This window comes from Pseudomonas sp. 20-5, assembly GCF_056782835.1.
This window is the reverse complement of the sequence record NZ_CM165584.1, coordinates 5496032-5516315: the sequence shown is the minus strand read 5'-3', so window position 1 is coordinate 5516315 and position 20284 is coordinate 5496032. Positions and strand designations below refer to the sequence as shown.

Sequence of the window (20284 nt, the reverse complement as noted above, 5' to 3'; positions counted from 1 at the left end):
CGAACGGAGCGGTCGACGTCCCGGCGTGGCGCCGGGACCCGTCGCGTGGGAATCAGAACAGGAAATAGCGCTGCGCCATCGGCAGCACGTCCGCCGGTTCGCACCAGAGCAACTGGCCGTCGGCGCGTACCTGGTAGTTCTGTGCGTCGACCTCGATGGTCGGCAGGTAGCCGTTGTGGATCAGGTCGGTCTTCTGCACACCGCGACAGCCGCTGACCACGCCGATGGCCTTGCGCAGGCCGAGCTGCTGCGGTACGCCGGCGGCGAAGGCGGCCTGGCTGACGAAGGTCAGGCTGGTCGCGTGACGGCTGCCGGCGTAGCTGGCGAACATCGGTCGGTAGTGCACCGGCTGCGGCGTGGGGATCGAGCCGTTGATGTCGCCCATCAGGCTGGCGGCGATGGCCCCGCCCTTGAGGATCAGGCTCGGCTTGACGCCGAAGAAGGCCGGGCGCCAGAGCACCAGGTCGGCCCACTTGCCGGCTTCGACGGAGCCCACTTCATGGCTGATGCCGTGGGTGATCGCCGGGTTGATGGTGTACTTGGCGATGTAGCGCCTGGCGCGGAAGTTGTCGTTGCGCGCACCGTCGCCGTCGAGGCGGCCGCGCTGGCGCTTCATCTTGTCGGCGGTCTGCCAGGTGCGCGTGATCACTTCGCCGACCCGGCCCATGGCCTGGCTGTCGGAGCTGATCATGCTGAACGCGCCGAGGTCGTGGAGGATGTCCTCGGCGGCGATGGTCTCGCGGCGGATGCGCGACTCGGCGAAGGCCACGTCCTCGGCGATGGCCGGGTCGAGGTGGTGGCAGACCATCAGCATGTCCAGGTGCTCGTCGATGGTATTGCGGGTGAACGGCCGTGTCGGGTTGGTCGAGCTGGGCAGCACGTTGGCGAAGCCGCAGGCCTTGATGATGTCCGGTGCGTGGCCGCCGCCGGCGCCCTCGGTGTGGTAGGTGTGGATGGTGCGGCCCTTGAAGGCGCCGAGGGTGGTCTCGACGAAGCCGGATTCGTTGAGGGTGTCGGTGTGGATCGCCACCTGGATGTCGTGGCGCTCGGCGACCTCCAGGCAGTTGTCGATCGCCGCCGGGGTGCTGCCCCAGTCCTCGTGCAGCTTCAGGCCGATGGCGCCGGCGAGCACCTGCTCCTCCAGCGGCAGCGGCAGGCTGGCGTTGCCCTTGCCGGTGAAGCCGATGTTCATCGGGAAGGCGTCGGCGGCCTGGAGCATCCGCGCCATGTGCCAGGGACCGGAGGTGCAGGTGGTGGCGTTGGTCCCGGCGGCGGGGCCGGTGCCGCCGCCGATCATGGTGGTGACCCCGCTCATCAGCGCCTCTTCGATCTGCTGCGGGCAGATGAAGTGGATGTGCGTGTCGATGCCGCCGGCGGTGAGGATCATGCCCTCGCCGGCGATCACCTCGGTGCCGGCGCCGATGGCGATGTTCACCCCGGGCTGGATGTCCGGGTTGCCGGCCTTGCCGATGGCCTGGATGCGCCCGTCCTTGAGACCGACGTCGGCCTTGACCACGCCCCAGTGGTCGAGGATCAGCGCATTGGTGATCACCGTGTCGACCACCTGCGCCGCGCCCAGCTGGCTCTGGCCCATGCCGTCGCGGATGACCTTGCCGCCGCCGAACTTCACTTCCTCGCCATAGACGGTGAAGTCCCGTTCCACCTCGATCCACAGGTCGGTGTCGGCCAGGCGCACGCGGTCGCCGACGGTGGGGCCGAACATGTCGGCGTAGGCTTGTCTGCTGATTTTCATCGAACGCTCCTTTGGCGATCGTCGGTGTTCGCTGTCTTTGGTCGAACCTGGCCAGTGGGGCCCTAGAGGTCCCCCATCACCCGCCCGGCAAAGCCGTATACCCGCCGTCCGCCGCCGATTTCCACCAGCTCCACCTCGCGGCTCTGCCCCGGTTCGAAGCGCACCGCGGTGCCGGCGGCGATGTTCAGGCGCATGCCACGGGTGGCCGGACGGTCGAAGGCGAGGGCGTCGTTGACCTCGAAGAAGTGGTAGTGCGAGCCGACCTGGATCGGCCGGTCACCGGTGTTCGCCACGCTCAGGGCGAGGGTGCGGCGGCCGGCGTTGAGTTCGATATCGCCGGGCTGGATGTCGTATTCACCGGGGATCATGAGGGCTCCTTGGGGCTCAGGGCGCGCTGCGCGTCGGGTCGAGGTTCAGTTGCATGAAGGTCAGGTCGAGCCAGCGGCCGAACTTCTGGCCCACCTGCGGCATCTGCCCGCTGATCTCGAAGCCGAGGCGCCGGTGCAGGCCGATCGAGGCGGCATTGCCGCTTTCGATGGCGGCCACCATGACGTGCAGGCCCTGGGCCCGCGCACGTTCGATCAGCGCCTGCAGCAGTTGCACGCCGAGGCCTTTGCCGCGCTGGTCGTCGCGCACGTAGACGGAGTGCTCGACGGTGCCGCGGAAGCCCTCGAAGGGTCGCCAGTCGCCGTAGGAGGCGTAGCCGAGCACTTCGCCGGCGGCGTCGCTTGCCACCAGGATCGGGTAGCCCTGGCGGGCGCGGGTGTCGAACCAGGCCTGGCGGTTGGCCAGGTCCACCGGGGTTTCGTTCCAGATCGCCGTGGTATTGCCCACGGCGTCGTTGTAGATGGCGAGGATGCCGGGCAGGTCGGCGACGCCGGCGTCGCGGATCGAAGCGCTCATGGCCGGCCTCAGGCGATGGGCTGGTGGACGGTCACCAGCTTGGTGCCGTCGGGGAAGGTGGCCTCCACCTGGATGTCCGGGATCATCTCCGGCACGCCCTCCATCACCTGCTCGCGGTTCAGCAGGGTGGTGCCGTAGTGCATCAGCTCGGCGACGCTGCGGCCGTCGCGCGCGCCCTCCAGCAGGGCGGCGGAGATCAGCGCCACCGCCTCCGGGTAGTTCAGCTTGAGACCGCGTGCCAGCCGGCGCTCGGCGAGCAGGCCGGCGGTGAAGATCAGCAGCTTGTCTTTCTCGCGGGGGGACAAGTCCATCTCAGGTACTCCAGATGCGTGGGGGAACGGCCTCGCGGCCGAGCAGCGCCGGCCGCAGCAGGCGCCAGAGTTCGATCAGCCAGGCTCGCGCGTGCAGCGCCTCGTCGGCCAGGCAGCGCGCCACCAGCAGGCCGCCGGGCAACTGGCTGAGGTTGCCGCGGCCGGCGCAGGGGAGCGCGCGGCAGCGTTGCAGCAGGTCGGTGTCGATCTCGCCGCTGGCGACCAGGGTCGCCAGCACCGGATGCCCGGCGAGGCCGATCGGCGAGTCGAGCAGGCGGTCGCCGCCGTCGATGCGCTGGCGCTCGTGCCAGAGCAGGCGGTCGTCGCGACGGATGTCCAGGGCCGCGACGAAGTGGCCGCTGGCGAAGCGCTCGCCGCTGGCCGGGCGGCCGAGCGCGACCATGTCCCAGTAGAACAGGCGGGCGTCGCCGCGCAGCTGGATACGGGTTTCCAGTTCGGCCTGGGCGCCGGCGAAGACGATGCTTTCCTGCGGCAGCCATTCCAGGGTGGCGCCGGGCTCCAGGTGGATCTCCAGGGTCTGTCGCGACGGGCAGGCGGCGCGGTACCACTTGGCCGCGCCGGGGCTGGTGAGCTGGGCCCAGGCGCGTTCGCCGAGGCGCACGTCGAAGGCCAGGCTGTCGCCGCCGGCGATGCCGCCGGGCGGATGCACGAGGATGTGCTGGCAGACTTCCGGGCCTTCGGCGTAGAGGTGCTTCTGCACCCGCAGCGGTCCGGCGTGGCGCCGCGTCACCGGGCGGGTGGCGTCGCCGGCGCGGGCGTAGGCCAGCTCCAGTTGGGCGTGCCAGGCGGGGTGGAAGCTCAGGTCGGGGAGGGCGGCGGTCATCGGTCGGGTCAGGCCAGGGCCTTGCGCATGAACACGCGGCGGAATCCCTCTTCCTGGCGGCGTTCGTATTCGAGGTAGCCGACCCTGGCGTAGAGCGCGATGTTTTCCGTCATCCGCTCATTGGTGTAGAGGTACAGCGAGCGGTAGCCGAGGCTCGTCGCGTCGCGCTCGGCACGCTCCAGCAGTTGTCGTCCGATGCCCTGGCCCTTGCATTCGGGAAGCACGGCGAGGTTGTCGACGAGGAAGCCGTCGGCGGTTTCCCGGGTCACCAGCAGGCCGACCGGCTGGCCGTCGTGCTCGGCGATGAGGACCCGGTCGCTGGCGATCACCTCGTGGTAGTCCTGGGTCATCGGCCAGGGCTTGCGGCCGATCACCGCGATCCACGGGGCATAGGCGGCGGCGACGCAGAGCGCGGCGAAGCCCGCGTCGGCCTGGACGGCCGGGCGCAGAGTGACGGTCATTTCGACCTCCTGCGGAAAGACGAGGGCATAGAGATTGCCAGCGCAGGCCCCGGTTGCGCCAGCGGCAGTGTGTCCCAGTCCGTTCAAATCGCCACCAGCCCGCGCACGCCCTCGCTCTCCATGTCGCGGCCGCGGCCCTGCTGGACGATCTCGCCGCGCGCCATCACCAGGTATTGGTCGGCCAGTTCGGCGGCGAAGTCGTAGAACTGCTCGACCAGCAGGATCGCCATGTCGCCGCGCGCCGCCAGGCTGCGGACGACCGCGCCGATCTCCTTGATCACCGAAGGCTGGATGCCTTCCGTGGGTTCGTCGAGGATCAGCAGTCGCGGCTGGCTGGCCAGGGCGCGGCCGATCGCCAGTTGCTGCTGCTGGCCGCCGGAGAGGTCGCCGCCGCGGCGCTGTTTCATTTCGCGCAGGACCGGGAACAGCTCGTAGATGAAGTCCGGCACCGCCCGGGCGTCCCTGGCGCTGAAACGGGACAGTCCCATCAGCAGGTTCTCTTCCACCGTCAGCCGGGGGAAGATTTCCCGTCCCTGCGGCACGTAGGCGATCCCGGCGCGGACCCGCTGGTGCGGCCTGAGTCCGGTGAGCGAACGGCCTTCCCAGGCGACCTGGCCCTCGCGGGCCGGGACCAGGCCCATCAGGCAGCGCAGCAGGGTGGTCTTGCCCACCCCGTTGCGACCGAGCAGGCAGGTCACCTCGCCCACCTTCGCCTCGAAGCTCAGGCCACGGAGGATATGGCTACCGCCGTAGTACTGGTGGAGCTTGTCGACTTGCAGCATGGTTCTCTTCCATTTGTCCCGTGATGGTTCTTCACTGCGATTCCCAACCTGGCTCGGCGGATAACCGCGAGCGGTCATTCGCCCTACGCGACGGGCGCCACTTGGCAGGCGCTACCCGCCGAGCGGATGGCTGGCGTCAGCGACCGAGGTAGACCTCGATCACCTGTTCGTCGGCCTGTACCTCCGCCAGCGAGCCTTCGGCCAGCACGTGGCCCTGGTGCAGCACGGTGACATGGTCGGCGATGCTGCCGACGAAACCCATGTCGTGCTCCACCACCATCAGCGAGTGCTTGCGCGCCAGGGACTTGAACAGCTCGGCGGTGAATTCGGTCTCGGCATCGGTCATGCCCGCCACCGGCTCGTCGAGCAGCAGCAACTGCGGTTCCTGCACCAGCAGCATGCCGATCTCGAGGAACTGCTTCTGGCCGTGGGACAGCAAACCCGCCGGACGCTGCCGCGACTCCAGCAGGCGGATGGTGGCGAGCACCTCCTCGATGCGTTCCCTCTGCGTGCCGTCGAGCCGCGCGCGCAGGCTGGCCCACACCGACTTGTCGGCCCTCTGCGCCAGTTCGAGGTTCTCGAACACGCTCAGGGCCTCGAACACCGTAGGCTTCTGGAACTTGCGACCGATCCCGGCCTGGGCGATCTGCACCTCGCTCATGCGGGTCAGGTCGAGGGTGTCGCCGAAATACGCGGTACCGCTCTGCGGGCGGGTCTTGCCGGTGATCACGTCCATCAGGGTGGTCTTGCCGGCGCCGTTGGGGCCGATGATGCAGCGCAATTCGCCGACGCCGATGTACAGGGTCAGGTCGCGCAGGGCCTTGAAGCCGTCGAAGCTGACGTTGATGTCTTCCAGGCTGAGGATGGTGCCGTGGCGCGCGTCCAGCCGGCCGCTGGTGGCGGCGCCCAGGCCGATGGCGTCGCGGCCGCTGCCGGCGGTATCGAGGCCGGGGTGGAAGGCCGGTTCGAGCATCAGGTGCGGGGTGGTCCTCATTGCTCCTTCTCCTTGCGCAGCAGGCCGAGCAGGCCGCGCGGCAGGTACAGGGTGACGACGATGAACAGCGCGCCGAGGAAGAACAGCCAGTATTCCGGGAAGGCCACGGTGAACCAGCTCTTCGCGCCGTTCACCACGCCGGCGCCGAGCAGCGGGCCGAGCAGGGTGCCGCGTCCGCCGAGGGCGACCCAGACGGCGGCCTCGATGGAGTTGGTCGGCGACATCTCGCTGGGGTTGATGATCCCCACCTGCGGCACGAACAGCGCGCCGGCGAGGCCGCAGAGCACCGCGCTCAGGGTCCAGACGAAGAGCTTGTAGCCGCGCGGGTCGTAGCCGCAGAACATCAGGCGGTTCTCGGCGTCGCGCAGCGCGGTGAGGACCCGGCCGAACTTGCTTCGCGCCAGGCGCCAGCCGAGCAGCAGGCTGGCCGCGAGCAGCGCGACGGTGGCGAGGAACAGGGCGGCGCGGGTGCCCGGCGCGGTGATCGGGAAGCCGAGGATGCTGCGGAAGTCGGTGAAGCCGTTGTTGCCTCCGAAACCGGTCTCGTTGCGGAAGAACAGCAGCATGCCGGCGAAGGTCAGGGCCTGGGTCATGATCGAGAAGTACACGCCGCGGATCCGCGAGCGGAAGGCGAAGTAGCCGAAGGCGAAGGCCAGCGCGCCGGGCACCAGCACCACCAGGCACAGCGCCCAGAGGAAGTGCTGGGTGCCGGCCCAGTACCAGGGCAGTTCGTTCCAGGAAAGGAAGGTCATGAACGCCGGCAGGCTGTCGCCGGAGGCCTGGCGCATCAGGTACATGCCCATGGCGTAGCCGCCGAGGGCGAAGAACAGCCCGTGGCCGAGGGACAGCAGGCCGGCGTAGCCCCAGACCAGGTCGAGGGCGAGGGCGACGATGGCGTAGCAGAGGATCTTGCCGGTCAGGGTCAGGCTGTAGGCCGAGAGGTGCAGCGCGCTGTCCGCCGGCAGCAGGTGCAGCAGCGGCATGACCAGCAGCGTGGCGAAGGCTGCGCCGAGCGCGATAGCGGTGACGCGGCCGCCGGCCCGGCGGGCGAGGGTGACGGTGAGTGGCTGGTTCAATCGATGACCCTCCCTTTCAGGGCGAACAGTCCCTGCGGGCGTTTCTGGATGAACAGGACGATCAGCGCGAGGATCAGGATCTTGCCCAGCACCGCGCCGATCTGCGGTTCGAGGATCTTGTTCGCCACGCCGAGGCCGAAGGCGGCGAGGACGCTGCCGGCGAGCTGGCCGACGCCGCCGAGCACCACCACCAGGAAGGAGTCGATGATGTAGCCCTGGCCGAGGTCCGGGCCGACGTTGCCGACCTGCGACAGGGCTACCCCGCCGAGCCCGGCGATGCCCGAGCCGAGACCGAAGGCGAGCATGTCCACGCGCCCTGTGGGCACCCCGCAGCAGGCCGCCATGTTGCGGTTCTGGGTCACCGCGCGGACGTTCAGGCCGAGCCGCGTGCGGTTCAGCAGCAGCCAGGTGAGGAGCAGCACGAACAGGGCGAAGCCGATGATGACGATGCGGTTCCACGGCAGCACCAGGTTCGGCAGCACCTGGATGCCGCCGGACAGCCAGGCCGGGTTGGCTACCTCGACGTTCTGCGCGCCGAACAGCATCCGCACCAGTTGGATCAGCACCAGGCTGATGCCCCAGGTGGCGAGCAGGGTTTCCAGCGGCCGGCCGTAGAGATGGCGGATCACCGTGCGCTCCAGGGCCATGCCGATGGCGGCGCTGACGCAGAACGCCACCGGTAGCGCCAGCAACGGGTAGAGCGCCAGCCATTCCGGCGCCAGGCGCTGGAACAGCAGTTGCACCACGTAGGTGGAATAGGCGCCGAGCATGAGCATTTCGCCGTGGGCCATGTTGATCACCCCGAGCAGGCCGTAGGTGATCGCCAGGCCGAGCGCCGCGAGCAGCAGGATCGAGCCCAGCGACAGGCCACTGAAGGCCTGGCCGAGCAGGTCGCCGACCAGCAGCCGGCGCTTGACCTGGGCCAGGCTGGTGGCGGCGGCGATGCGCACGCCTTCCTCCGGTTCCACCGCCGGGTCGAGCAGGTTCTCCAGGCGGGTTCGCGCCAGCGGATCGCCGGACTCGCCGAGCAGGCGCACGGCGGAAAGGCGTAGCGCCGGGTCGGGATCGCCGAGTTGCAGGTTGGCCAGGGCCAGGCCGAGGGCTTCCTTCACGCCAGCGTCGCTCTCGATCCGCAGGCGCGCTTCGAGCAGCGGCCGTTGCGCGGCCTTGGCGGTTTTCTGCAACTGCTGCGCGGCGGCCTGCCGCAGCGGCACTTCGTTGGCCACCAACTGGTGGCTGGCCAGGGCGGTGTTGAGCAGGCCGCGCAGGCGATTGTTCAGGCGCAGCGGCTTCGGCTCGCCGTCCGGCAGGGCGTCGCCTTCGGCGGCCTGGAAACGCTGGTCGGCGCCGAGGATGAATGGCTGCTGGCGGCTGTCCAGCGCAATGCGGTTGTGGCGCAGCGCTTCGAGAAAGGCCAGGCGATCGGCGTCGGGCGTCGCCGCCCAGTGTTCGAGCAGGTGGGCGCGACCGCCGTTGTCGGCAGCGGCGAAGTCCTGCGCCGGTCCGGCGTAGGCCGTCACCGCGAGAAGGGCGGCCAGGACCAGGACACAGGCATGGAGCGGGCGGGTGAGGAGGGCAAGGGGCATGCTGGGGTTCCTGGGCGACGTGCGGTATGGCCGGTCCCCCGCCCTCTCCCTGAAGGACGAGGGGGCCGTTAGGCGCGCGACCGGGGCGTTCCCGTTCCGTTCAGGGGAACGCCTGGTCAGGGGGGCAGGGTTCTTCACGGCAGAACTCAGTTGCTCTTCAGCGCATGCTCCGGCTTCTTCTCGTTGCCCGGGATGAACGGGCTCCAGGGTTGCGCGCGAAGCGGCTCGGGGGTCTTCCAGACCACTTCGAACTGGCCGTCGTCCTGGATCTCGCCGATCATCACCGGCTTGTGCAGGTGGTGGTTGCTCTTGTCCATGACCAGCGTGTAGCCGGATGGCGCCTTGAAGCTTTGCCCGGCCATCGCCTCGCGAACCTTGTCGACCTCGGTGCTGCCGGCCTTTTCCACGGCCTGCGCCCACATGTGGATGCCGACGTAGGTGGCTTCCATGGGGTCGTTGGTCACCGCGGTGCCGTAGTTCGGCAGGTTCTTCGCCTTGGCGTAGGCTTTCCAGTCGGCGACGAACTTCTCGTTGACCGGATTGCTCACCGACTCGAAGTAGTTCCATGCCGCGAGGTTGCCGACCAGCGGCTTGGTGTCGATGCCGCGCAGTTCTTCCTCGCCTACGGAGAAGGCCACCACCGGCACCTCGGTGGCTTCCAGGCCCTGGTTGGCCAGTTCCTTGTAGAAGGGCACGTTGGAGTCGCCATTGACGGTGGAGACCACCGCGGTCTTGCCGCCTGCGGCGAACTTCTTGATGTCGGCGACGATGGTCTGGTAGTCGCTGTGGCCGAACGGCGTGTAGACCTCCTGGATGTCCTTGTCGTCCACGCCCTTGCTGTGCAGGAAGGCGCGCAGGATCTTGTTGGTGGTGCGCGGGTAGACATAGTCGGTGCCGAGCAGGAAGAAGCGCCTGGCGCCGCCGCCGTCCTCGCTCATCAGGTACTCCACCGCCGGGATCGCCTGCTGGTTCGGCGCCGCGCCGGTATAGAAGACGTTCGGCGAGAGTTCCTCGCCCTCGTACTGGACCGGGTAGAACAGCAATCCGTTGAGTTCCTCGAACACCGGCAACACCGATTTGCGCGACACCGAGGTCCAGCAACCGAAGACCACCGCGACCTTGTCCTGGGTCAGCAACTGGCGGGCCTTTTCCGCGAACAGCGGCCAGTTCGACGCGGGATCGACCACCACCGCCTCCAGCTTCCTGCCGTTGACCCCGCCCTTGGCGTTGATCTCGTCGATGGTCATCAGGGCCATGTCCTTCAGCGAGGTCTCGGAGATCGCCATGGTCCCGGACAGCGAGTGGAGGATGCCGACCTTGATGGTTTCGGCGGCCTGGATGGACCAGGACAGGCCCATGGAAGCGATGGACGCGGACAGCGTGAAGGCCTTGAGCAGACTGCGACGTTTCATTGGTGTTGTTCTCCATTCACCAGCGGTCGGGGCGGCAGTTTTCAGGAGGCGTCGTGCTTGTCGTCGGGCATCCGTCCGGTGGACGGCGGGGTGCGCACTGCGGCCTGGATCTCTTCGTCGAGGCTCCAGAGCAAAGGCTGTGCCTCTTCTTGGCGCTGGCCGGTATCGGTCGGCGAAAAGGCGCCGCGAGTCTCCGGGGAAGCATGCCGAGCAGGTCTGGCTATGCCGGGGAAGGCTGCGTTTTCAACGGGTTTTCGCCGGATATCGACGGAGAAGGCGCCGTGGGCTCCGGAAGGGGAGGCGTCGCGCTGACCTCCCTCCTTGCCGCCGGCGGCGCGTCCATGGGAACGCCGTCGCTCCGTCCTGGCACTACCGCGGTGCGTCAGGGCGCGGCATCCAGGGCGTCCGCCTCAGGCTGGTGCGCTCAGCCTGGGAACAGCGAACCCTTCAGGCCGGTGACGATGATCTGCGCCGCCAGTGCGCAGACGAACAGGCCCATCAGGCGACTGACGATCTGTAGTCCCTGGTCGCCAAGCAGGCGTTCGATGCGGTCGGAAAGATAGAGCGTGGTGCCGAGGGTCAGGCAGGCGAGGAAGATCGCCACCAGGGAGATCAGCTTGGCCTCCCAGCCCTGGCCGACGCCCATCACCAGCAGCGCGCCGATGGTGCCGGGGCCGACGGTGAGAGGAATGGTCAGCGGGACGATGGTCACGTCCTGCTGCACGTTGTCGCTTTGCACCGCCGCGCGACCCTGGGCCATGCCCAGCGCGGAGATGAACAGCACGCTGCCGGCGCCGATGCGGAAGGCGTCGGCGGTGATACCGAAGAGGATGAAGATGTAGCGGCCGAACAGGTACAGCGCGACGCTGGCGATCAGCGCCGCCAGGGCCACCCGCCAGGCCATGCGCTTGCGGTCGCGCGGGCCGAAGCCGCGGCTGAGGCTGATGAAGCAGGACAGCACGAAGAAGGGGCTATAGAGCACCAGCATCTTCAGGTAGACGCTGAACAGCAAATGCATGGAGGCGCTTCCGGTCCGGGTGTGGGCATGAGCATAGCGTGCGACGGGCCGGTGCGATGTCCGGCGGGTTGGCAATATGCCGGTTCGCGTGGCATGTGACAACGAGGCCGGATGTCGGCGGATAACGCCGTTGGCGTCATGCGCCCTACGGGAGCCGGGACCACCGGGGCGTAGGGCGAATAGCCGCGTGCGGTTATCCGCCGTGGCGGAGGCCGGGTGCAGCGCCGGAGCACGTCGCTGCCCTCAGGAGGGCAGGGCGTCGCCCTGGCGGCGGCGATCGCGTTCGCCGACCCAGTAGGCGATCAGCTCACGCAATTGCGACAGCTCCACCGGCTTGGCCATGTGCCCGTCCATGCCGACCAGCCGCGCGCGTTCCTTGTGTTCGCTGAGGATGTGCGCGGTGAGCGCCACCACCGGGGTATGCGGGCGCTGTTCGTGGGCTTCCCAGGCGCGGAGCTGCTCGGTGGCGGAGAAGCCGTCCAGAACCGGCATCTCGCAGTCCATCAGCACCAGGTCGTACTGGGTCGCCTTCATCGCGCTGAGCGCCTCCTGGCCGTTGCTGGCGGTGTCCGGCTGGAGGTTGAGCTTGTTCAACATGCCGCGGATGACCTTGGTGGAGATGCTGTTGTCCTCGGCGACGAGGATCCGGAAGTCGCTCGGCAGGCTCGGCGCCTGCGCTTCCTTGGCCGGTTGCAGGTAGTTGGTGACGCCGCTGACGCCGCGCTGGGCGAGTTCGTCGGCGAGGGTCGCCTTCAGCGTGTAGCCGGCCACCGGCTTGGCCAGGATGCGCTTGATCCCGGCGTTGCGGGCGATGATCTTGCTCGGCGCGTTGCTGATCCCGGTGAGCATGATCAGCAGGATGTCGTGGTTGAGGTTGGGGTCTTCCTTGATCTTCGCCGCCAGTTGCATGCCGGTCATGCCGGGCATGTCCTGGTCGAGCAGGACCACGTCGAAGTACTCGCGCAGGTGCGCCTTGGTGCGCAACTGGGCCAGCGCCTCCTTGCCGGACGACACCGCGCTGACGTTCAGGCCCCAGCCGCTGCACTGCTGCACCAGCACCTTGCGGCAGGTTTCGTTGTCGTCCACCACCAGCAGCCGGGCGCCCTGCAGCGGGCCGTCGAGGTCGGCGGTGGGGTTCTCCAGCTGCTGCGGGTCGAGCGGCAGGGTCAGCGACAGGGTGGTGCCCTGGCTGCTGCCGGACTGGATGCCGAACTCCCCGCCCATCAGCCGCACCAGTTGGCGGGCGATGATCAGGCCGAGGTGGCTGCCGAGCTTGCTGGCGGAAAGGAAGTCGCCGCTGTGCAGCTCGGCGGTGAGCAGCGCCTCGCGCTCCTTGGCGTCGAACGGGTGGCCGCTGTCCTGCACGGCGATGCGCAGGCGTGGCGTCTCGCCCTGGTCGTCGAGGGCCACCACCAGCAGGATCTCGCCTTCCTCGGTCTGCTTGAACGCGTTGTCCAGCAGGCTCAGGACCACCTGGCGCAGGCGCGTCGGATCGCCGCCGATGACCCGCGGCACCTGCGGCTGGGTGAAGCTGATCAGCTCGATGCGCTGCTGCTCGGCCTTGACCCGGAAGATATCCAGGCAGTCCTCGATCAACGCGTTGAGGTCGAACTGCACTTCGTCCAGCTCGATCTGCCCGGACTCCAGCTTGGAGATGTCGAGGATCTCGTTGATCAGCGTGAGCAGCTCGTTGCCGGCGCTGTGGATGGTCTGCACGTAGTCGCGCTGCTTCGCCGACAACGGGGTGCCGAGGAGCAGTTCGGTCATGCCCAGCACGCCGTTCATGGGCGTGCGGATCTCGTGGCTGATCTTGGCCAGGAACTCGGCCTTGGTCTGCAATTCCGCGGTGTGCGCCGCCTCGCTGGTGCGCTGTTGCAGGTTGAGCTGCTGGATCAGCCGCTGGCGTTCGGTGAGCGAGACGCTCAGGACCAGCCCGGCGAGGGTGGCGAAGCTGAACACGCCGAGCACCAGCCAGCCCGGATCGAGTTGCTTGGTGCCGAACAGTACCGGCAGGAACACCATGAAGCCGGCGTTGAACACGATCATCCCGGCAACGATCAGGCGCGCCGGCTGGTAGCCGCGATACCAGTGCCAGGCCGCGATCAGCGGGACGCTGAGCGAACTGAGGATCACCAGCAGGTAGATCAGCCAACTGAACCAGAGTTGCTGGGTGAAGGCGATGATCGCGCCGACCGCCAGGATCAACAGCGCCTCGCCTTGCAGGAGGCGGTTCAGGCGGCTTTCCGCAGTGCCGCGGAAGAAGCTGCAGGCGAACCACAGCAGGCTCACCGCGGCGCCGAGGGCGCCGAGGTCGGCGGTCAGCGACTGGTTGAACTTGAGTCCCGGCAGCCAGAACGCCACCAGCCCCAGGTTCGCCGCGGCGCAGACCGCCAGCGCCGCGTGCACCGCCGCCAGCCACAGGCTGCTGGCGCTGCGCGAGTAGGCGAAGCGGATCAGGTTGTACATCAGCAGCAGGAGCATGCCGCCGAGCAGCATGCCGAAGGCGTAGGCGGGCTTCTCCAGGCCGACCAGGCCGGCTTCGTCGATCTGGTCGAACCAGGCCATCAGCGGATGGTTGGAGGTCATCCGCACGTACAGGGTCATCGGCTTGCCGTCGACCGGCAGCGAGAACAGGTAGGAGCGCGAGGGCAGCGGGCGCTCCTGGAACGGTCGCGACTCGCCGGTGTGCTGGTCCCGCACCAGTTGGCCGTCCTGCACCAGGTAGTAGTCCAGGTACTGCACCCGCGGGGCGAAGATCCACAGCCAGCTCGGCACCTTCTGCGCGGGAAGCTGGACCTGCAGCCAGACCGCCTGGGGGCTGGCGGGGAAGATGAAGGAGCGCTTGGCCAGCGGGCGGAACTGCTCCTTGCGCTGGAGGACGTCGGCGATCCGCAGTTGCGCGCTCTCGTCGCGCAGCAGGCGCCAGTTCTGGTTGACGCTGGGGGTGGTGGCGGTGGTTTGCAGGGGAACGCTGGAAACGCCGGCGTCGTCCGCGACCGCCGGCGACATCGGACCGAGCAGAAGCAGCAGGAAGCTGACGAGTAGTCCTATGGCGATCCGAAGCCGTACCACGGCGAAGTCCCTTCGAAGGTGAATGGCCGGATTATAGCCAAGTGGCCGTGGCAACGGCATAGGCCGCGGAAGCGCCGTGCGGCGCCCGCGGCTTCGGGCCCGGTCAGGACTCGCCGCGCTCGCGGGTGATGGCACGGTAGCCGATGTCCTTGCGGTAGAAGCAGCCGTTCCAGCGGATCTTCTCGGCCAGGCGATAGGCCTGTTGCTGGGCGGCGGACACGCTCTCGCCGATGGCGGTGGCACAGAGCACGCGGCCGCCGGAGGTGACCACCTGGCCATCCTTCAGCGCGGTGCCGGCGTGGAACACCTTGCCGTCCAGCGCGGCGGCCTCGGCCAGGCCTTCGATGACCTCGCCCTTGGCGTAGTCGCCCGGATAGCCGCCGGCGGCCAGTACCACGCCCACGGTCGGACGCGGGTCCCAGGTCGCCTCGACCTTGTCCAGCGCCTTGGCCAGGGCGGCCTCGACCAGCAGGACCAGGGAGGACTCCAGGCGGACCATGATCGGCTGGGTTTCCGGATCGCCGAAGCGGCAGTTGAATTCGATGACCTTGGGCGCGCCGCTCTTGTCGATCATCAGGCCGGCATAGAGGAAGCCGGTATAGACGTTGCCTTCCTCGGCCATGCCGCGCACGGTCGGGTAGATCACTTCGTCCAGCACCCGCTGGTGGACCTCGGCGGTGACCACCGGGGCCGGCGAGTAGGCGCCCATGCCGCCGGTGTTCGGCCCGCTGTCGCCATCGCCGACGCGCTTGTGGTCCTGGCTGGTGGCCATCGGCAGCACGTTCTGGCCGTCGACCATGACGATGAAGCTGGCCTCCTCGCCATCGAGGAACTCCTCGATCACCACGCGCGAGCCGGCGTCGCCGAAGGCATTGCCGGCGAGCATGTCGCGCACGGCGGCTTCGGCTTCGTCCAGGTTCATGGCGACGATCACGCCCTTGCCCGCGGCCAGGCCATCGGCCTTGATGACGATGGGCGCGCCCTGCTCGCGCAGGTAGGCCAGGGCCGGCTCGACCTCGGTGAAGTTGCGATAGGCGGCGGTGGGGATCCGGTGGCGGGCGAGGAAGTCCTTGGTGAAGGCCTTCGAGCCTTCCAGCTGGGCGGCGCCGGCGGTCGGGCCGAAGATATCCAGGCCGCGCTCGCGGAACAGGTCGACCACGCCTGCCACCAGCGGCGCCTCGGGACCGACGATGGTCAACTGGACGTTCTTCGCGGCGAAGTCGGCCAGTTGCTCCAGGGCCAGCACGTCGATGGCGACGTTCTCGCACTTGGCTTCGGTGGCGGTGCCGGCGTTGCCCGGGGCGACGAAGACCTTCGCCACGCGCGGGTCCTGGGCGACTTTCCAGGCCAGGGCATGTTCACGACCGCCGCTGCCGATGATGAGTACGTTCATGGGGTTCTCCTGGCGCAACGGCGGGTAACGCGCCGCGTTATCCGCCCTGCGTGAAATTCGTGGGTAGGGCGGCTGACCGCATCGCGCTCAGCCGCCGTGATACTCAATGGCGGAAATGGCGCATGCCAGTGAACACCATCGCGATATCCGCCTCGTCGGCCGCCGCGATCACTTCGTTGTCGCGCATCGAGCCGCCCGGCTGGATCACCGCGGTGATGCCGGCCTTGGCCGCGTTGTCGATGCCGTCGCGGAACGGGAAGAAGGCGTCGGAAGCCATCACCGCGCCTTTCACTTCCAGGCCGGCGTGCTCGGCCTTGATCGCGGCGATCCGTGCGGAGTTGACCCGGCTCATCTGGCCGGCGCCGACGCCGACGGTCTGGCGGTTCCTGGCGTAGACGATGGCGTTGGACTTGACGAACTTGGCCACCTTCCAGGCGAAGATCAGGTCGTGGATCTCCTGCTCGGTGGGCGCGCGGCGAGTGACGATCTTCAGGTCCTCGGCCTTGATCATGCCGATGTCGCGGCTCTGTACCAGCAGGCCGCCGTTGACCCGCTTGAAGTCCCAGCCCGGGGCGCGCTCGGCTGGCCATTCGCCGCATTCGAGCAGGCGTACGTTGGCCTTGGCGGCGACCACCTCGCGGGCGGCGGCGGAAATCTTCGGCGCGATGATCACCTCGACGAACTGGCGCTCGACGATGGCCTTGGCGGTTTCGCCGTCCAGCTCGCGGTTGAAGGCGATGATGCCGCCGAACGCCGATTCGCTATCGGTGGCGTAGGCCAGGTCGTAGGCCTTGCGGATGCCGCCTTCGTCTTCCGGCACCACGGCGACGCCGCAGGGGTTGGCATGCTTGACGATCACGCAGGCCGGCTTGAGGAAGCTCTTCACGCATTCCAGGGCGGCGTCGGTGTCGGCGACGTTGTTGAACGACAGTTCCTTGCCCTGCAACTGGATGGCGGTGGAGACGCTGGCCTCGCCCTTCTTCGCCTCGACGTAGAACGCCGCGCTCTGGTGCGGGTTCTCGCCGTAGCGCATTTCCTGGGCCTTGACGAACTGACTGTTGAAGGTGCGCGGGAAGGCGCCGCGGTCGGCGGTGCCTAGGGTATCGCGGGTCTGGTCGATGGTACCCAGATAGTTGGCGATCATGCCGTCGTAGGCGGAGGTGTGCTCGAACGCCTTAAGGGCCAGGTCGAAACGCTGGGCGTAGGTCAGGCCGCCGGCCTTGAGGGATTCGATCACGGCGGCGTAGTCGCCGGCATTGACCACGATGGCGACATCCTTGTGGTTCTTCGCCGCCGAACGGACCATGGTCGGCCCGCCGATATCGATGTTCTCGATGGCGGTAGGCAGGTCGCAGTCGGGCCTGGCCACCGTGGCCTCGAAGGGATACAGGTTGACCGCCACCAGGTCGATCGGCTTGATGCCGTGCTGCTCCATGACCGCGCCGTCCAGGTCGCGGCGACCGAGGATACCGCCATGCACCTTCGGGTGCAGGGTCTTCACCCGACCGTCCATCATTTCCGGGAAGCCGGTGTAGTCGGCCACTTCCACGGCAGAGATGCCGTTGTCCCGGAGCAGCTTGTAGGTGCCGCCGGTGGAAAGGATTTCCACGCCGAGGGCGACCAGCTCACGGGCGAAGTCGACGACGCCGGTCTTGTCGGAAACGCTGATCAGCGCGCGGCGGATGGGCAGGCGGGTGGTTTGGTCGGTCATTGCAAGGGTCCTGAGGGCTGGCTTCCGGCCGCGGGTGCCGGCCGGGACGCGCGCCCTTGGCCGGAGCCCGCCGCCGCTCTTAAAGAAGGTCGTATTGCTTGAGTTTCTTGCGCAGGGTCCCGCGGTTCAGGCCGAGCAGCTCGGAGGCCTTGGTCTGGTTCCCCTTGACGTGGTTCATGACGGTTTCCAGCAGCGGCGCTTCGACTTCGCAGAGCACCATGTTGTAAACGTCCGTGACCGGCTGCCCTTCGAGGTGGGCGAAGTAGTTGTGCAATGCCTTCTCCACGCTGTCGCGCAGGGTCTGCCCTTCTTGCGTCGGCGTGGTGAGGTGCTGTTTCAGGTTGGCGTTGTCGCTCACGGGCGTTGTTCCACTCACTAAAGTCTCGGTCGTCATCGTTGTCATGCGGCCACCCCTGTTCCGTTGTTCTGGCGCTCGGCGAAGAACTGCCTGACGCTGGCGCACTGCGCATCCGTGTCCTGCAAACGATTGAACTGGGCGCGGAATTCCCTTACGCCCGGCAGAGTCGCGAGATACCACCCCACATGCTTGCGGGCGATCCGCACACCCATTTCTTCCCCATAAAAAAGGTGCAGCTCCGCGAGGTGTTCGAGCAGGATGCTCTGCACTTCGGGAAGCGGCGCCGCCGGCAGGTGCTCGCCGGTCCGCAGGTAATGGTCGATCTCGCGGAAAATCCACGGTCTTCCCTGGGCGGCCCGACCGATCAGCAGGGCATCCACCCCGGTCTGCTCGATGACTTTCCTGGCCTTCTCCGGCGAATCGATGTCGCCATTGGCGAACACCGGTATCGACACGGCCTGCTTGATCGCCGCGATGGTCTCGTACTCCGCCTCCCCGGTGTACAGGTCGGCGCGGGTCCGGCCATGCACCGCAAGAGCCTGGATCCCCGCCTGTTCGGCGAGCTTCGCGACGGTGACGCCGTTACGGTTGTCCCGGTCCCAGCCGGTCCGGATCTTCAGGGTGACCGGTACGTCGACCGCCCTGACCACGGCATCGAGGATCTCGGCGACCAGCGCCTCGTCCCGCAGCAGGGCGGACCCCGCTGCCTTGTTGCATACCTTCTTCGCCGGGCAGCCCATGTTGATGTCGATGATCTGCGCACCGAGTTCCACATTGCGCTGCGCGGCCTCGGCCAGCATGGCCGGATCGCCGCCGGCGATCTGCACCGAGCGCGGCTCGTCCTCGCCATCGTGGATCAGGCGCAGGCGCGACTTGCGGCTGTTCCACAGGCGGACGTCGCTGGTCACCATCTCCGATACCACCATCCCGGCGCCAAGGCGACGGCAAAGCTGACGGAACGGACGATCGGTCACCCCGGCCATCGGCGCGAGGATCAGTCTGTTGGGCAGTGTATATGGGCCGATGCGTACCACCGACATGGGGCTTCCCTGTCTTGCGGTGCTGCGAAAAAAGGGAGGGCATGATACCCGCTCTGGATGACCGGATAAAGGCTGTTTTGGATAAATTCTGAACAGCCGATTCCTTAGTTCTTACAGTTGGAAGACGAGCGGCACTTGCGCCTGGCGCTCCGCGCGAGCGGGTGGGCGTAGCGGCCCGGCGGCGACCGGCGAGGTCTTTCCGGTCACTCCGGGGAATGGAAGCTCAGGCTGTAGTTCACCGCCTTCGGACCCGGGTCGAGGATGTCCAGCGACACGTGGATCGGTACCTGCGGTGGCATTTCCGTTCGTCCGGCCAGCTCGCCGCCGAGGTACTCGCCGGGCTTGAAGCGGCGATTGGCGATGAGGTGGCCGTTGAGGTCGGCGAAGCGCAGTTCCAGCAGCGGGAACGGCTGCGAGAAGCTGGCGCGGTTGTAGATGATCGCGTCGACCACCAGCGCGCCGCTGAATTCGGGATGGCTGCGGACCACCAGGTTGCTGCTCCTGATCTGCTCCACGTCGACCTTGGAGGGAAGGGTGCAGCCGATTTCCGGGCAGAGCTGGGCGAACCAGGGGCGATAGGCGTCCTGGCGCGCCAGCTCGTCGAAATGGTAGGCGACGTACTGAGCGGCGAGACCACCCAGCGCCAGCAGGATCAGCAGCAGCCAACCGAGACGCCGCGGCCATTGGCGCCGGGGCTTCTCCCAGGCCAGTTGCAGCGGCTCGTCGCGCAACTGGTCGAGACTCTCGACCGGCGCCTCGTCCGGCTTGCGGGCGCTGCCCAGGGGCGCGACGGACTGTTCCTCGGCGCTTTCCTCGTCGTCTTCATCCAGGGCGCTCAGGCCGTGGCGGCGCTTGCCGAGGCTGGGCTCGTCGTCATCGTCGTCATCGAGGCTGAGGCGAAGTTCCGGCGGATCCTCGGCGCGGCGCAGCGGCACGAAGGATACCCGCTCTTCCGCCAGCGGTTCGCCGAGGCTCGGTTCCTGGCGCGGATTGCCGCGCGCCGGCTGGGCCGGTTCGGCATCGGCGATCAGCGCCTCGGCCCAGCGTTCGTCATGTGGATCGCGTTCGTCGTCGCGGCGCGCCAGCAGGCTTTCCGCCGGTCGCGGGGCCTTCTCGATGCTGGAGAATTCCTGGTTCAGCTCGAATTCGTCGAGCTTGGCCAGTTCCTCGTCGAGGTTGAGGCTGTCCAGGTCGAGGTCGTCATGGATCCACAGGGTTTCGTCGCGCGGGCGCGCTGCCGGGGGCGCGGCCGAGGTGGCGGCCGCGACGCTGGGCGCGGGTGGCGGAGCGGCGGCCGGCTTCGCTTCGGCTGCCGAAGGAGCGTTCGCGCGCGGCGCGCCACCGACCTGGTGTTGCAGGGCGTTGAAGACTTTCAGGCAGGTGCCGCAGCGGACCGCGCCATTGGCGGCGCCCAGTTGCGCGTCGTTGACGCGGAAACTGGTGCTGCAATGGGGACATTGGGTGATGACGCTTTCGCTCATGCGGCGATCCGTAGGGAAAATCCGGCGGCTAGTCTACCCCAAGCTTCTTGCACGAAGGCAGTGGGGCGGGATCAGTGGTGGCTGGCAGC

Annotated in this window: 18 protein-coding genes; all 18 read right to left on the bottom strand. The window is 67.9% G+C overall.

Annotated features, from left to right (window positions below):
- Positions 1 to 52: 52 nt before the first annotated feature.
- The 18 genes from ureC to AC1RB9_RS25395 all read right to left on the bottom strand — a co-directional run bounded on the left by ureC (position 53) and on the right by AC1RB9_RS25395 (position 20195).
- A complete protein-coding gene (gene ureC, locus AC1RB9_RS25480; protein ID WP_003099392.1) occupies positions 53 to 1753 on the bottom strand; it encodes an urease subunit alpha in 1701 nt (566 codons plus the stop codon).
- A 62-nt stretch (positions 1754 to 1815) separates the two neighbouring features.
- A complete protein-coding gene (locus tag AC1RB9_RS25475) occupies positions 1816 to 2121 on the bottom strand; it encodes an urease subunit beta (protein ID WP_003095450.1) in 306 nt (101 codons plus the stop codon).
- Between the two features lie 16 nt (positions 2122 to 2137).
- Positions 2138 to 2656 (bottom strand): L-methionine sulfoximine N-acetyltransferase, encoded by a 519-nt coding sequence (locus AC1RB9_RS25470; protein ID WP_003099390.1) that lies wholly within the window; start codon positions 2654 to 2656, stop codon positions 2138 to 2140.
- Between the two features lie 8 nt (positions 2657 to 2664).
- A complete protein-coding gene (locus tag AC1RB9_RS25465) occupies positions 2665 to 2967 on the bottom strand; it encodes an urease subunit gamma (RefSeq protein WP_003099389.1) in 303 nt (100 codons plus the stop codon).
- 1 nt (position 2968) lies between these two features.
- Entirely contained in the window at positions 2969 to 3811 is an 843-nt protein-coding gene (locus AC1RB9_RS25460) for an urease accessory protein UreD (protein ID WP_003116109.1), read from the bottom strand.
- Between the two features lie 8 nt (positions 3812 to 3819).
- Positions 3820 to 4272 (bottom strand): GNAT family N-acetyltransferase, encoded by a 453-nt coding sequence (locus AC1RB9_RS25455; protein WP_003095437.1) that lies wholly within the window; start codon positions 4270 to 4272, stop codon positions 3820 to 3822.
- 83 nt (positions 4273 to 4355) lie between these two features.
- Positions 4356 to 5054 carry an urea ABC transporter ATP-binding subunit UrtE gene (gene urtE, locus AC1RB9_RS25450; RefSeq protein WP_003112317.1) on the bottom strand — a complete coding sequence of 233 codons (699 nt, stop codon included), beginning with the start codon at positions 5052 to 5054 and terminating at the stop codon, positions 4356 to 4358.
- Positions 5055 to 5190: 136 nt separating this feature from the next.
- On the bottom strand, positions 5191 to 6048 hold the full coding sequence (gene urtD / locus AC1RB9_RS25445) for an urea ABC transporter ATP-binding protein UrtD (RefSeq protein ID WP_003105136.1): 858 nt from the start codon (positions 6046 to 6048) through the stop codon (positions 5191 to 5193).
- Positions 6045 to 7124, bottom strand: coding sequence for an urea ABC transporter permease subunit UrtC (gene urtC, locus AC1RB9_RS25440; RefSeq protein ID WP_003112319.1), 1080 nt, complete (start codon positions 7122 to 7124; stop codon positions 6045 to 6047). The genes urtD and urtC overlap by 4 nt, the downstream gene beginning before the upstream one ends.
- Positions 7121 to 8710 carry an urea ABC transporter permease subunit UrtB gene (gene urtB, locus AC1RB9_RS25435; RefSeq protein WP_003105141.1) on the bottom strand — a complete coding sequence of 530 codons (1590 nt, stop codon included), beginning with the start codon at positions 8708 to 8710 and terminating at the stop codon, positions 7121 to 7123. The genes urtC and urtB overlap by 4 nt, the downstream gene beginning before the upstream one ends.
- 146 nt (positions 8711 to 8856) lie before the next feature.
- On the bottom strand, positions 8857 to 10122 hold the full coding sequence (urtA, locus tag AC1RB9_RS25430; protein WP_003105144.1) for an urea ABC transporter substrate-binding protein: 1266 nt from the start codon (positions 10120 to 10122) through the stop codon (positions 8857 to 8859).
- A gap of 424 nt (positions 10123 to 10546) precedes the next feature.
- A complete protein-coding gene (locus AC1RB9_RS25425) occupies positions 10547 to 11140 on the bottom strand; it encodes a MarC family protein (RefSeq protein WP_003095417.1) in 594 nt (197 codons plus the stop codon).
- Positions 11141 to 11383: 243 nt separating this feature from the next.
- The gene (gene retS / locus AC1RB9_RS25420; RefSeq protein ID WP_003095412.1) at positions 11384 to 14212 is read right to left on the bottom strand and encodes a hybrid sensor histidine kinase/response regulator RetS; all 2829 of its coding nucleotides are present in this window, start codon (positions 14210 to 14212) and stop codon (positions 11384 to 11386) included.
- A 103-nt stretch (positions 14213 to 14315) separates the two neighbouring features.
- Positions 14316 to 15605, bottom strand: a complete 1290-nt coding sequence (gene purD / locus AC1RB9_RS25415) for a phosphoribosylamine--glycine ligase (protein WP_003457374.1) — start codon at positions 15603 to 15605, stop codon at positions 14316 to 14318.
- A gap of 103 nt (positions 15606 to 15708) precedes the next feature.
- Complete coding sequence (gene purH / locus AC1RB9_RS25410) at positions 15709 to 17316, bottom strand: bifunctional phosphoribosylaminoimidazolecarboxamide formyltransferase/IMP cyclohydrolase (protein WP_003105151.1); 1608 nt, start codon at positions 17314 to 17316, stop codon at positions 15709 to 15711.
- A 79-nt stretch (positions 17317 to 17395) separates the two neighbouring features.
- Positions 17396 to 17719 (bottom strand): DNA-binding transcriptional regulator Fis, encoded by a 324-nt coding sequence (gene fis, locus AC1RB9_RS25405; RefSeq protein WP_003121116.1) that lies wholly within the window; start codon positions 17717 to 17719, stop codon positions 17396 to 17398.
- A complete protein-coding gene (gene dusB / locus AC1RB9_RS25400) occupies positions 17716 to 18714 on the bottom strand; it encodes a tRNA dihydrouridine synthase DusB (protein WP_003457370.1) in 999 nt (332 codons plus the stop codon). Before dusB ends, fis begins: the two co-directional genes overlap by 4 nt.
- Positions 18715 to 18917: 203 nt before the next feature.
- Positions 18918 to 20195 carry a DUF3426 domain-containing protein gene (locus AC1RB9_RS25395; protein WP_003135342.1) on the bottom strand — a complete coding sequence of 426 codons (1278 nt, stop codon included), beginning with the start codon at positions 20193 to 20195 and terminating at the stop codon, positions 18918 to 18920.
- Between the last annotated feature and the right edge of the window lie 89 nt (positions 20196 to 20284).